This window comes from Bacillus cereus group sp. MYBK245-2 (assembly GCF_051916145.1).
GTDB classification, from domain to species: domain Bacteria; phylum Bacillota; class Bacilli; order Bacillales; family Bacillaceae_G; genus Bacillus_A; species Bacillus_A pacificus.
In genome coordinates this window covers 171,718-184,622 of the sequence record NZ_JBQAGB010000005.1, presented here as the reverse complement: position 1 = coordinate 184,622, position 12,905 = coordinate 171,718, and the positions used below count along the sequence as shown (strand labels likewise).

The window sequence follows — 12,905 nt, the reverse complement described above, 5'->3', positions numbered from 1 at the left end:
CTACTTCTCTTCTTTTTTGATTATGACATGTATTATTTATAATAAATCATTATGAAACGAAAAAAAGAAGATTATAGAGGTAACATCTCATGTGTATCCACTTAAGAAAAATAAATACCTACTTTATAAGATTCACCAAACTCAAGTATTCTCTCATTTAAAGTCTTGAAATGCCGTAGAATACTTGAGCTATTGTTTTGTACTAAAACTTGAAGCCTGTCTACCATTTACATGCATTTATACATATAGATAAATAGAAATACTATTCAAAAACACTGGCGGTTCGTTTCACTTCGTGGTAAATTAAACCAATTGAAGTATAAAAATTATTTCCAAAATGAAGATAATAATTTATAAATATAGTTAACATTCTATTCTTAGTAAAAAGTTAAACAAGGTGATACTTTAAATCATTTAGAAGTTTTCTATCTAATTATACTAAAGTTGAGTGGTGAAACTAATATGAGCCAATGGCTAAGTAATGATAAAATAGCAGACCACGATTTTGGCGGTTGCATATTAAAATTTTTATTAGGTATGAGTATCATTTTTATACTTATTCTATATCCTATTTATTGGCTGTTTTTTCAAGAAATCGAAAAACCTCTTGTAAAAAATACGTCAACTAACCAAGCAAATCACATAGAAATTACAGGAATTTCATATGGACATCTCTTCGATGATAAATACATAAAAATTTACTTTAAAGAAAAAAACAAACTTGTAGAGAAAACAAAAATAAGGGTGGCTAATTTTAATATTGTTAATAGTTCAGACCTTTATGAAATTTCATGGAAAGATAATACTAAAGTTTCAATAGTAATGAAATTTGAATATGAAACTAAAACATTGGAATATGATTTCGAAACGGGAAAAATGGGTGGATATATGAACAGCACAAATAATAACTTATTATAGCCTAATATTCCAAATACATAGGATACACTTCCAAATCATAAAAACTTTTTCCTACTATTTATATTAAAACAACGAAAGGGGGGTGGCACTTTGAACAAATGGGCTATATTATCTTTAGCTTGTGTACCTTACGCTCTTTTAACTATAGTAAATGAAGATACATTAGAAATAGGTGGCTCAGCAAATATATTTTGGAAGATTGGATTATTTGCACCACTTATAGGCGTTTTATTTTCAGCTGGAGCCAGTAAAACTTACCAACGCGTTATGCTTGCCCTATTTAATTTAAGTTACTATTTTGTACTCTACATCTATATGATATACACTTTTTAAAATACTCTTATACTCGTTTTATGAACATATATTTTGGAGAGAAAATCATGAAAAATAAAACATACTATTTATCAATAATTTTCACCAGTCTTGTTTGTTTATTTTTATTTACAAAAGCTTTAGGATTTATCCTCTGGATAAATGGTGCACCAATTGACAAATGGGTAGCTTGGGTTGGTTTATTTGCTATTCCGATTTTCATCTACTACTCTTTTCCAGGACGAAGTTTAAAAAAAACACAAAAAATTGTAACCATAGTTATAATAATAGTTCAAATCATATGGCTAAAATGGGCCATTAATCAGTCCAAATATTATGTATATGTTAACAGTAATAACATTCTCCCATCTCCATATATAATTCAGGAGACTCCAAATTCAAATACTCCTATTTCTCTTGGTCAAAGGCTTTTAACTAACTATACATTTTATAAATCAATTCATTCATATCTATATGTAAGAGAAAATGTCACAAAAAGTGATCGAGGCATTGTTGATTGGATAAAACATTTTGATAGCGAAATAAAAGAAGAAGACGACGGGCGCATCTATATAGAAACTTATAAGGGGAAGTTATTTTTCAAGTAAATTGTAAAACTATCCTTAATATTATCTATATAAACAAAAAAGCACCAGGTCCCCCCCAGTGCTTTTCCCCCACTCTAAAACAAATGACAAGCCACCTCATGCCCCTTCGCAATCTCCACCATCTTCGGTACTTCCTGTGCGCATTTTTCAGTCGCGAATTTGCAGCGTGTTCTGAATTTGCAGCCGGATGGTGAGTTGAGTGGGCTTGGTACTTCTCCCTCTAGGATAATCCGTTCCTTGCCTATGTTTGTTGGATCTGGTTCTGGCATGGATGAGAGTAGTGCTTGTGTGTATGGATGTGCCGGTTTTGTGTATAGGTCTTCGCTGTCGGCAATTTCTACTATGTTTCCTAAGTACATGACTCCGATTCTATCTGATATGTGTCTTACCATAGATAGGTCATGTGCGATAAATAAGTATGTGACTCCTGTTTCTTCTTGAATATCCTGCAGCATATTTACAACTTGTGCTTGAACTGAGACATCTAGTGCTGAGATCGGTTCGTCGCATAAGATGAAATCTGGTTTTACAGATAGTGCGCGCGCGATGCTGATGCGCTGGCGCTGACCCCCGCTAAATTCGTGCGGGTAGCGATATAAATGTTCTTCTTTTAAGCCTACCTTTTTGAGTAGGTCTAATATGATTTCTTTTTGTTCTTCTTTTTCATAAGATCCGTGAATGTTCATTGGCTCACTAATAATTTGGAATACATTCATCGACGGGTTTAATGATGCGTATGGATCTTGGAAAATGATTTGCATTCGTTTTCGATATTCTTTTAGTTCACTTTCTTTTAAACTTGCGATATCTTTTCCGTCGAATAAAACGTTACCTGAAGTAACGTCGTGTAAACGAATGATACTTCTTCCTGTCGTTGATTTTCCGCAGCCCGATTCTCCTACTAACCCGAATGTCTCACCCTTTTTAATTGTGAAGCTTAAGTCATCGACTGCTTTTAATTGCTCTGTTTTTCTGCCGAATAGTCCTTTTTTAATAGGAAAATACTTTTTTAAGTTCCGAACTTCAATTAAGTTTTCTTCACGCATGGGAATCACCTACTGTCTTATCGTTTAACCAGCACATAGAACGTCTTTCGTTTCCAATTTCAAAATATGGCGGACGTTCTTTTTCACAAATGTCCATCGCATGCGGGCAACGCTCTGCGAATGGGCAACCTTTTGGCGGGTTTAATAAGTTTGGCGTTACACCTTGAATGGGCGCGAGTCTTTCTTTTACGCCGTTCGATATTTTCGGTAAAGAGTTTAATAACCCTTTTGTATATGGATGATTCGGTGATTGGAAAATATCAAGTACAGGTCCTTCTTCCATAATAAGACCACCGTACATAACGATAACGCGTGTACAGTTTTGTGCGACTATTCCTAAGTCATGCGTAATAAGAAGTAACGCCATGTTCGTTTCGTTTTTTAAGTTTTTCATTAAATCTAGTATTTGTGCTTGTATCGTTACATCAAGCGCTGTCGTCGGTTCGTCCGCAATGAGAAGGTCTGGATTACAAGACATCGCCATCGCAATCATAACCCGCTGCTTCATACCGCCACTTAATTCATGCGGATATTGTTTTATCCTTTCTTCTGGTGAAGAAAGACCGACTTGTTTTAACAAGTTGACCGCAATATGCTCCGCTTCTTTCTTTTTCACTTTTTGATGCCGTATAATTACCTCCGTCATTTGCTTCCCAATTTTCACGACTGGATTTAGCGCAGACATTGGATCTTGGGATATAAGTGAAATTTGATTTCCTCTAATAGAACGCAATTCTTTTTCAGATTTAGAAAGTATGTCTTCATTATGAAAAAGGATTTCCCCTTCTTTCACTTTCCCTGGTGACGCAACGAGAGACATAACGGACTTCGCCATTACACTCTTTCCGCTTCCAGATTCCCCAACGATACCAACTACTTCCCCTTTATTTAAACGAAATGTAACGCCTCGAACAGCTTCCACTTCGCCGCTTTCTATGAAAAAAGAAGTCTTTAAATTTTTCACTTCTAATAGTTTTTCAGACACGCTTCTCACTCCTTTCACGTAACACTTTAGTTTTCATTTCCAGCCCCTTTTGGCGCGAAAGCTTTCTTCAATGCTTCACCAATCACGTTAAAACTAAGTACCGTTAAAAGAATAAGGAATCCTGGGAAGAGTGTTAAATACCAAGCTTCGCCAATATATCCTTGCGCATTGTTTAGCATGCTGCCCCAAGAAGAGTCTGGTTCTCTAATACCTAACCCTAAGAAGCTGAGTGATGATTCCATTAAAATCGATGTCGCAATTGTTAATGTCGCAGCGATAATAATGGTTGATAAAATGTTTGGAATGATATGTCTTACAATAATTGTGAGTGATTTTTGTCCTGATACTTTTGCATATAAAACATACTCCCGCTCTTTTACGGATAGCGTTTCTGCCCTTACAATACGAGCGGTGTCCATCCATGTTAGTAATCCAATAATAAGAACTAACGTCGTAATCCCTGGTTTTAAATAAGCATTTAATAACAGCATTAAGAAAAATGATGGAATTGACATAAGTACTTCAACAATTCGCATTAAAAAGTTGTCTAACTTTCCGCCAAAATATCCGCTAATTGTTCCAACTGCGGTACCGATTGTAATAGAAACAACCATCGCTAGAAAACCGACCGCAAGTGAAACTCTTCCACCATATAACGCCCTCGTCAAATAATCCCTTCCGTAATCATCCGTTCCGAAAGGATGACTCATACTCGGTTCTTGTAAGCGATCTGGAATCGACATTTTACTAGGATCGTACGGTGATACAAATGCGAATATCGATGCAATCGTTAAAACCGCCAGTATAATAACTCCCATTAGTACAAACTTATTTTTCGTAAAACTACTTTTTATCGTTTGAAATCTCCTATTATTCATTCCAAATCACCCCCTCATTCGAATGCGCGGATCTACTACGCCATATAAAATATCAGCAATTAAGTTACCGAGAATTAACATGAAGGATGATAGTAATGTAATTGCCATAATAATTGGATAATCAAATCTAAAAATAGCATTTACCCCAAGTGAACCAAGGCCCGGCCATGAGAATACTGTTTCCGTAATGAACGCTCCGCCTACTAAACTTGGAATAGATAATCCGAAAATTGTAATGATTGGTATTAATACATTTCGAAGTACGTGATTAAATAAAACGGTTTTCTTCGAAGCACCGTACGCATATTGAATTTGTACATAGTCTTCTTCTAATTGTTGAATTGTACTGGAACGAATATATCTCATATAAACAGAAACGTTTTGGAACGCAAGCACCATACAAGGTAAAATACCGTGCTGCACAATATCCAAGAAGGAATCTTGGCCGACTGTACGCATGCCCATACTTGGAAGAAGGTTCAACTTTAAAGAGAATAAATAGATTAATAGTAAAGCGAACCAAAAGACTGGCATTGAGATTCCCACATAAGAGATAAAGTTTACAATGCGATCAAAGATAGAATTCTTTTTCACACCTGTAAATAGTCCAAGCGGGATTGCAATTACAAATGAGACGAGTAAAGACGATCCCATTAAGCCGATTGTCGCAGGTAACCTTTCTACAATAAGATCTAAAACTGGACGATGGTTTTGAAGTGAGTAACCAAAGTTCCCTGTTACAATATTTTTTAACCATAAAATATACTGCATATAAATTGGTTGATTGAGCCCTAAACTTTTACGAATACGCTCAACATCAATTGGACTCATATTCGGCGTGACAAAGTTTCGAACAGGATCACCCGGTGCTAGTTTTATTAATAAAAAAGAGATAATAGAAATAACAAATAAAAGCGGAATTGCATTTAAAAGCCTCTTCGCAATTACTTTATACACAAAATTCCCCCCTCAAGCTAAAGAAGCTGATTTCCACCAGCTTCTTTACTGTTTGTTTCTTATTTCACTTCATAAATCTTAGATAAATCTTCAAACATTGTTACAGGAATTGCTTTTGCTTCTTTTAATCCATCAAACTTTTTATCTACTGCAATAACCGCTTTCGGATACGCAATTGGTAGATAAGGTAAATCTTCTCTAGCTGTCTCTTGAATTTTATGGTATAGTTCTGCTCGTTTTGTTTTATCTGTTTCAACTGCAGCTTCTTCCCATAACTTATCAAAATCAGCGTTTTTATAACGTGCATAGTTGTATTCAGCATTACTTAAGAATAAGCTCTTATATGAATCTGGCTCAGGTCCCATTATGTAACCACCGAATGTAATATCGAATTCTTTATTCTCTTTATCTAAGCTTTTTTCACTTGCTGCACTAGCATCTAATGCATTCAGTTCAACTTCTAAGCCAACTTCTTGTAATTTTTGTTGTGTATAAAGCGCTAAGCTTTCCATAATTTTATTATTCGTTACATACATCACGCGTACTTTTTCTTTATCTTTCACGCCAGCTTTCGCTAATAAATCTTTCGCTTCTTTCTTATCATACTTATAATCTTTAATGTCTTTTGCATAATACATAGCATCCGGCGTTAAAATTGAATTTGCTGGTTCTGCAAATTGACTAGAAACGAATGCAGAGTTAATCATTTCTTTCTTATCTAACGCATGCGCAATTGCTTGGCGCACTTCTTTTTTCTTCATTAGATCTGTATTTTGGTTATAAGATAAGTAGAATAATCTACCTTCAGGGAATGTCACCATTGAGAAGTTCCCTGTGCTATCTAATTTCTTAAAATCTTGCGGCTCAATCATCTTCATGTTGATTTGGCCATTTTGTAGTGAAACATTTGCTGTATTACGGTCTTTTACAACGCGATATACGATAGAGTCTAATTTCGCTTTACCACCTACATAATCATCGAATCGATCTAATGCAACGTACTCATCTGATTTATACTCTTTAAACTTAAATGGACCTGATCCTACAGGCTGTAAGTTTTTCTTACTCTTCGCTAAATCTGCTTCCCCTTCAAATACATGTTTCGGAATTGGGAAGAAATCATTCATCACACCTTCAAAAGATGCGCTTACTTGTGGTAAAACGAATTGAACTGTTAACTCGTCTACTTTTTTCACCTCAAGCGGTTTTCCTTTAAAAACAAAGTTTTCACGACTTGAACTATTTTGCTTCTCATCTAAAATAGATTGGAATGTAAATGCTATGTCGTCTGATGTAATTTTCTTACCATCATGCCATTTCAAATTATCTTTTAACTTCAATGTCCACGTTAATTGATCCTCTGAAGGCGTAAAGCTTTCAGCAAGAACAAACTTTTTCTTACCGTCTTCCATATGATACAGCGGTGCATATAAAGCTTGCTGCACAGTTAACGACACACGATCATTCGCATAAAGCGGATTCATCGTCTCTGGGTTATCGCTAACACCAATCGTTAACGTTCCTCCATCTTTCGGAGTCCCTGATTTACTAGTGCCCGCTTGCTTCGAAGAATCTTTTCCTCCAGAACAAGCCGCTAATGCAATAAGTAGTATTAGGACAAATGGTAATGCAAATAATTTCCGTTTCATCTTTCGGCCCCCTCAAACTAGTTATACCCATAAGAAAACTCGGAATTAATCCCGAGTTTTCTTATAAGTTTTAAATTACCACTACCCCTATATAAAGTCAAACTTTTTTGTAAAACTAGAAGGTTTGAAATCTATTTATGCATTCTTGCGATAAACGATATTGATGCGAAGAGCAAAATAAGTTAAAAAACTAGTAGCCTAAAAAATTTCTCTTAAATGATTGTTATAATCGAAAGAATCGAATGGATGTTTTATATACACCTAACTCTTATGAAAAACATAATTTCCTTATCAAAGGAATTCAACTTATTACATAGAAAATAACTATAGAAAAGAAAAAGCTTGACCAATTGGGGAGTTCACAGTAAAAACAAGAAAATGTTAACAAGAAGAAAGGAACTAATATACCATGTCCACACAATCTTCTGTTCAAATGGATGAAATGCTAAAAATTTTATTTCATTTGTCAAGAAAACCGACCATTCATTTAGTTAACGGACTATTTCATGAAGCATTTGAACTACACGACCAACTGACTATTACACATCTTAATGTCGAGTATACTCAAAAACGTCTAACAAATAGTTATCAAACGAAGCGATCAGATAAAGTTCTTCAAGTTAAAAACAATGATGATGTTTTTCATTATCATTTAGAATTTCAATTAAAAAATGATTCAACCATGCCTTATCGAATGTTTGATTATGGCTGTTGTATTGCAGAAGAGTGCCAGAAATCGATAGGTATTTATGATAAGTTCGTCTTTCCAAGACAGTTAGTTCTTTTTATTGAAGAAGATGAAAAAATTCCAGATTTTCTTTCCATGGAATTGCATTTTACAAGCGGGGGATTCCATTATCAAGTACCTGTAGAAAAGTATTGGAAACAGGATGTCAATCAATTAATGAAAAGAAATTTATATGCCTTATTACCTATACAGCCTTTTAATTACCGAAAAAACTTAAATAAAATTTTGGATAGAAAGCCATCTAAAAATAGAGATGAGGAAATCCGCGCAATCTTGGATAAGATTCAAGATGAGGTGAAAATTTTAGTTGAAATTATTATAGGTTATTATAATAGAGATGAATTAACATTTGACGATACGGATAAAATGCTTATTGTATTAACAAATGTTACGGAGCATGTATTTCAAAAAAACAGTGAATATCATATAATAAAAAAGGAGGTGGATAATATGATTAATACATTGTGGAGTCCTGTTAAAGAACGTAAAGTACGTGTTGAAGCGTTCAAGGAACTTATATACGATGTCTTACAAGATAAGAACCTCGATACTCAAAACGAAGAGCTACGAACAAAATTAAACAAAATTGATGATCCAAATCAGATGAAACAATTAGCTCGCCGAGTTCATAATGTAAAAAAAATAGATGATTTATTTTCCAAATAATAAAAGGGACTAATCCTAAGGACACGTAAGTGTTTTTTAAGGGTTAGTCCCTAGCCATAACGGCTATCTTTTTCATTACTGATAATATTTAGCGCTTGTCCAACAATATCCAACTACTCCACCTGTAAGGAAAGATAACCCATAGTAGCAAGCTGATACAGCTGCGGGTCCCAAGCAATACCGGCTGCAGAATATCCCATGCAGCAATTCCTTGAGATGCTAAGCAATTGTTAAAACCTCTTAGAAAATCTACAAAAGAACCTCCTGCACTTGCAGTTTTTACACTAAATGGATTTAACGAGCTCAATAACCCCTCATCTTCCTTTTTTTCTTCTTTCTCAAAATGTTTTGCTTCTAGTTGAACTGTATTATCTAAAACTTTTTCATTGTTGTTCCAAGTTTCAATTTTCACTTTATAGAATTTTAAATTTTCTGAATATTTTTTCCATATAAGACTTTAATTTTCCATCCGAATATAAATCTCACCTTTTATCATTCTCTTCGTGATTATCCCCTCTCTCTAAGCAACCAATTCCACAACCGTATAAAACACCCCAAACAAAAAAAGACCACCAAAAGGCAGCCCCTCAAAACTCAATCTTATTCCCTATCCCCTGCTCCACCGCTCTCTCATACAAATACTTCGCAACAATAATATCCACTACCGCCAAACCAACCGATTTGAAAACAGTAACCTCTTCATCACTTTCGCGGCCTGCTTTTTCTCCGCTTATGATTTGACCAAGTTCGGCATGGATGTCGCTAAGTTTGAATAAACCTTCCTGTATCGGAACTTGAAGGTCTCCTGTTTCTTCTAATGCTGCTTCTTTTGATTCGACTACTACTTTGTTTGCATTAGCAATGGCGTGAGATGGTAGTTCTTGCATACTTGGCCTGAATGAACCGACGGCGTTTACGTGGACGCCTTTTTGTAGTTTTTCTGAGAAGACTGGTGTGGATGCGTTCGTAGTTGTGACGATGATGTCTGCTTCGCTTATTGCTTCATTTGCACTTGTGTAAACGTACGCAGGTTTATTGAATTTCTCTTGTATATATTGCGAGAATGCATACGCCTTTTCTTCTGTTCGATTGTATAAAATGACTTTTTCAATATGTCTAACCGCAAATACAGCTTCAGCAATTCCCTTTGCCTGTTCACCTGTCCCGATGATGCATAAAGTTTTTGCATTATGACGAGCTAAATATTTTGTCGCTACTCCGGATAAGGCGCCTGTTCGAATCATCGTTAAGTAGGATCCTTCTAACAGTGCGAGCGGTTCTCCCATTTGAAAGTCTGATAGCATCACAATCCCGTTTATCGTTTTCTTTCCTATCTTTTTGTTCTCGGGGACTACTGTTACTACTTTTAAACCAAGTGCCTCAAGCCCTTCTGCGACTGAAGGCATAATTAATGCCGTATTTTGCTCGTTCGCAAATGGTAATGAACCGCGAATTGGCGTGATTGTTCTTTCTGCGGAAAACTCTTTTAAGGCAAGCGCCGCATATGCAATGACTTCATTCATATTTACTAAGTTTCGTTGTTCGTTCGCGCTTATGACTAGCATATATTTCCACCTCCTCCTTCTATCCTAACAAAAATCCCCGATTCAAATCATCTCTCGGGTCTACAACGAACTGATGAAATCCTGTAATAAATGCATGCCCCGTTACTTTCGGAACGACAGCTTCATATGTATGTACCGCTGTTACCGACAATACTTCTCCCTCGAATTTCCCGTCAGTAATACATTGGTGGACGAAAATTTCTCCCTTTTGTAAAGCATCTTTTGCAAAAAGAGTTGCGATTCTTGCGGAAGTTCCTGTACCGCAAGGAGAACGGTCTACTTGCCCATCAGCGAAGATTGTTACATTTCGTAACGTTGCGTCTTCCCCTTTCGGTTCATCTGAGAAAATAACGCCGTATATTCCTTTTAACCCTTCTTCAAGTGGATGCTTTACTTCCATTTTACTCTCGATGTAGTGCTTAATTTTACCGCCCCACGTTTGAATAGCAGCTAAGTCTTTAAAATCAACTTTCAAACCAAATTCTTTACTATCCACAACAGCGTAGAATGCTCCGCCAAATGCGATATCTACTTGAAATTCATAGTCATCTATTTTAATAGGAACGTCTTTTTTGTATACAAATGAAGGAACATTTTCAAATGATACGGACTCTACTTCACTCCCCCTATATGTTGCGTACGCAATGACTTCCCCAGCAGGGCTATCAATAATGAACTTTTGTTTCTCACCTGTCACTTCAAACATACCTGTCTCAATTCCGACTGTAATAACAGCAATAATGCCGTGTCCACACATCGTACTCCATCCTTCATTGTGCATAAATAACACACCAAAATCAGCGTGAGCACTGGCAGGCGGAGTAATGATACAACCGTACATACCGTGATGTCCTCTCGGTTCATACATAAGAGCTTCGCGAAGATGATCCAAATGTTCCATGCAATATGCACGTCTTTCTAGCTGCGTTTCTCCTTTTATTTCTGGCACACCACCCGTAATAATTCGAAGCGGTTCCCCAGCTACGTGCGCATCAATTGTCGTATACACTTTACTAACCTTCATTTCTATCTCTCCCCTATATGTTGATACTATTTTCATTGCAAATATCATGCCAATGCATAGGGGATAAATTTGTATACATTGTGTAAAAAAGCATACAGTACTGTCTATTTTTTTATACAGTAGACAGTAGCCGGCCATTAACCTACAAACCAAACCAACACTCCGTAAAAATATATCAGCGATTATTCAATTATATCGACCGTAACTCTGAATATATCGACGTTTCGACACAACATATCGACTTACCGACAAATTTCGCATAACCACACTTAATAACCACCAACCAACCCCTCACCCAGACTCTCACTAAACTAAAAAAATCCCCCGAAACCGGGGAATCCACTAAACCCTAACCCCTACAACATCCGGCACCCGCTTCGCAATTTCCTCCCCAATCTTTATACTAGCCGTTGCGGCCGGGGAAGGTGCGTTGCAAATGTGCAGAGAGTTTATGCCTGGAATAATGCAGAAGTCATCCACCATATTGCCGTTTGATAAGATGGCTTGTGCCCTTACACCAGCATGAGTTGGGACGATATCTTTTTCTGTTAGTTCTGGTATTAAGCGTTGTAAACTTTTTAAGAATGATTGTTTGCTGAAGGAGCGCACCATTTCTTTTATGCCTTCTTTCATATTTGGCATCGCCATTTTCCAGAAGCCTGTGTATGTCATTGTTTCCATGAAGTCTTTTATGTCGAAGTCTTTTTTCGTGTAGCCTTCGCGTTTGAAGCTTAATACTGCGTTTGGTCCTGCGTGTACGTCTCCGTTTATCATTCTTGTAAAATGAACACCTAAAAACGGGAATTCCGGGTTTGGAACTGGGTAAATTAAATGTTTTACGAGATGGCGTTTTTCTGGGACGAGTTCGTAATACTCACCGCGAAACGGAACGATTTTCATATCTGTTAGTATACCTGTCTTTTTCGCAATGCGATCGCTATGTAAGCCGGCGCAGTTAATGAGAAATCTCGTTTTAAATGTTCCTTTACTTGTTTCAATTGTGACGGCGTCTTTCTTCTCTGTAATCCGCTCTGCGGCTGTTCCTACATGCACTTCACCGCCGCTTTCCTCTATGAAGCGAGCAAATGCATAACTGACGCCTTTATAATCAGCAATCCCGCAAGAAGGAACACGGATTGCGCCAAGTCCTTTTACATGTGGTTCAATTTCAGCTAATTCTTCTTTATCTATTTTTGCGATATGTAAATCGTTTTGTAAGCCTCTCTCATATAAGTTATGTAAAAGAGGAAGTTCTTCTTTTTCTGTCGCAACAATTACTTTTCCGCACATGTCATAAGCGATTTCATGTTCTTCACAAAATTGGACCATCGCTGCGTTTCCTTCTTTTGCAAACTTCGCTTTATAACTCCCTGGTTTATAGTAAATGCCGGAATGAATGACACCACTATTATGTCCAGTTTGATGATGTGCGAGTTCCTTTTCTTTTTCCATGATTGCAATTTTCGCATGCGGGAATTTTTTCGTTAAAGCCATTCCCGTTGAAAGGCCAACAATTCCTCCGCCAATAATGATAAAGTCATACATCCTA

At 36.5% G+C, this 12,905-nt stretch carries 13 protein-coding genes; 4 read left to right on the top strand and 9 right to left on the bottom strand.

Features of this window, described 5'->3' with window-relative positions:
• Positions 1-462 precede the first annotated feature (462 nt).
• The 3 genes from ACTFRN_RS11475 to ACTFRN_RS11465 all read left to right on the top strand — a co-directional run bounded on the left by ACTFRN_RS11475 (position 463) and on the right by ACTFRN_RS11465 (position 1,838).
• Complete coding sequence (locus ACTFRN_RS11475) at positions 463-918, top strand: hypothetical protein (protein WP_088106498.1); 456 nt, start codon at positions 463-465, stop codon at positions 916-918.
• 90 nt (positions 919-1,008) lie between these two features.
• A complete protein-coding gene (locus ACTFRN_RS11470; RefSeq protein WP_001045661.1) occupies positions 1,009-1,251 on the top strand; it encodes a hypothetical protein in 243 nt (80 codons plus the stop codon).
• A 47-nt stretch (positions 1,252-1,298) separates the two neighbouring features.
• Entirely contained in the window at positions 1,299-1,838 is a 540-nt protein-coding gene (locus tag ACTFRN_RS11465) for a hypothetical protein (RefSeq protein ID WP_074567686.1), read from the top strand.
• A 74-nt stretch (positions 1,839-1,912) separates the two neighbouring features.
• On the opposite strand, the gene ACTFRN_RS11460 is transcribed toward ACTFRN_RS11465, so the two are convergent.
• From ACTFRN_RS11460 to ACTFRN_RS11440, 5 genes are read right to left on the bottom strand one after another with little or no spacing between them, the layout of a single operon-like run.
• Positions 1,913-2,884: an ABC transporter ATP-binding protein gene (locus ACTFRN_RS11460; protein ID WP_001206445.1), complete on the bottom strand. Its 972-nt coding sequence runs from the start codon at positions 2,882-2,884 to the stop codon at positions 1,913-1,915.
• Positions 2,877-3,869 carry an ABC transporter ATP-binding protein gene (locus ACTFRN_RS11455; protein ID WP_049113201.1) on the bottom strand — a complete coding sequence of 331 codons (993 nt, stop codon included), beginning with the start codon at positions 3,867-3,869 and terminating at the stop codon, positions 2,877-2,879. Before ACTFRN_RS11455 ends, ACTFRN_RS11460 begins: the two co-directional genes overlap by 8 nt.
• 26 nt (positions 3,870-3,895) lie before the next feature.
• A complete protein-coding gene (locus ACTFRN_RS11450; protein WP_001065306.1) occupies positions 3,896-4,747 on the bottom strand; it encodes an ABC transporter permease in 852 nt (283 codons plus the stop codon).
• Positions 4,748-4,753: 6 nt separating this feature from the next.
• The gene (locus ACTFRN_RS11445; RefSeq protein ID WP_088106499.1) at positions 4,754-5,704 is read right to left on the bottom strand and encodes an ABC transporter permease; all 951 of its coding nucleotides are present in this window, start codon (positions 5,702-5,704) and stop codon (positions 4,754-4,756) included.
• A gap of 59 nt (positions 5,705-5,763) precedes the next feature.
• Positions 5,764-7,353: an ABC transporter substrate-binding protein gene (locus ACTFRN_RS11440; protein ID WP_074615246.1), complete on the bottom strand. Its 1,590-nt coding sequence runs from the start codon at positions 7,351-7,353 to the stop codon at positions 5,764-5,766.
• Between the two features lie 409 nt (positions 7,354-7,762).
• Here ACTFRN_RS11440 and ACTFRN_RS11435 point away from each other — a divergent pair, with 409 nt between their 5' ends.
• Complete coding sequence (locus ACTFRN_RS11435; protein WP_000107286.1) at positions 7,763-8,767, top strand: hypothetical protein; 1,005 nt, start codon at positions 7,763-7,765, stop codon at positions 8,765-8,767.
• Positions 8,768-8,855: 88 nt separating this feature from the next.
• Here ACTFRN_RS11435 and ACTFRN_RS11430 read toward each other — a convergent pair whose 3' ends face one another.
• From ACTFRN_RS11430 to lhgO, 4 genes are all read right to left on the bottom strand, one after another.
• Complete coding sequence (locus tag ACTFRN_RS11430) at positions 8,856-9,179, bottom strand: hypothetical protein (RefSeq protein ID WP_014893271.1); 324 nt, start codon at positions 9,177-9,179, stop codon at positions 8,856-8,858.
• Positions 9,180-9,354: 175 nt separating this feature from the next.
• Complete coding sequence (locus ACTFRN_RS11425) at positions 9,355-10,332, bottom strand: ornithine cyclodeaminase family protein (protein ID WP_088106500.1); 978 nt, start codon at positions 10,330-10,332, stop codon at positions 9,355-9,357.
• Positions 10,333-10,351: 19 nt separating this feature from the next.
• On the bottom strand, positions 10,352-11,404 hold the full coding sequence (locus ACTFRN_RS11420; RefSeq protein ID WP_139303004.1) for a proline racemase family protein: 1,053 nt from the start codon (positions 11,402-11,404) through the stop codon (positions 10,352-10,354).
• A gap of 294 nt (positions 11,405-11,698) precedes the next feature.
• Positions 11,699-12,901, bottom strand: a complete 1,203-nt coding sequence (lhgO, locus tag ACTFRN_RS11415; protein WP_088106501.1) for an L-2-hydroxyglutarate oxidase — start codon at positions 12,899-12,901, stop codon at positions 11,699-11,701.
• Positions 12,902-12,905: the final 4 nt, after the last annotated feature.

Excerpts from the sequence above, each read along its gene's own strand:
- ACTFRN_RS11475 (WP_088106498.1), top strand. The coding sequence starts at position 463 with ATGAGCCAATGGCTAAGTAATGATAAAATAGCAGACCACGATTTTGGC.
- ACTFRN_RS11465 (WP_074567686.1), top strand. The coding sequence starts at position 1,299 with ATGAAAAATAAAACATACTATTTATCAATAATTTTCACCAGTCTTGTT.
- ACTFRN_RS11460 (WP_001206445.1), bottom strand. The coding sequence starts at position 2,884 with ATGCGTGAAGAAAACTTAATTGAAGTTCGGAACTTAAAAAAGTATTTT.
- ACTFRN_RS11450 (WP_001065306.1), bottom strand. The coding sequence starts at position 4,747 with ATGAATAATAGGAGATTTCAAACGATAAAAAGTAGTTTTACGAAAAAT.
- ACTFRN_RS11440 (WP_074615246.1), bottom strand. The coding sequence starts at position 7,353 with ATGAAACGGAAATTATTTGCATTACCATTTGTCCTAATACTACTTATT.
- ACTFRN_RS11435 (WP_000107286.1), top strand. The coding sequence starts at position 7,763 with ATGTCCACACAATCTTCTGTTCAAATGGATGAAATGCTAAAAATTTTA.
- ACTFRN_RS11425 (WP_088106500.1), bottom strand. The coding sequence starts at position 10,332 with ATGCTAGTCATAAGCGCGAACGAACAACGAAACTTAGTAAATATGAAT.
- ACTFRN_RS11420 (WP_139303004.1), bottom strand. The coding sequence starts at position 11,404 with ATGATATTTGCAATGAAAATAGTATCAACATATAGGGGAGAGATAGAA.
- lhgO (WP_088106501.1), bottom strand. The coding sequence starts at position 12,901 with ATGTATGACTTTATCATTATTGGCGGAGGAATTGTTGGCCTTTCAACG.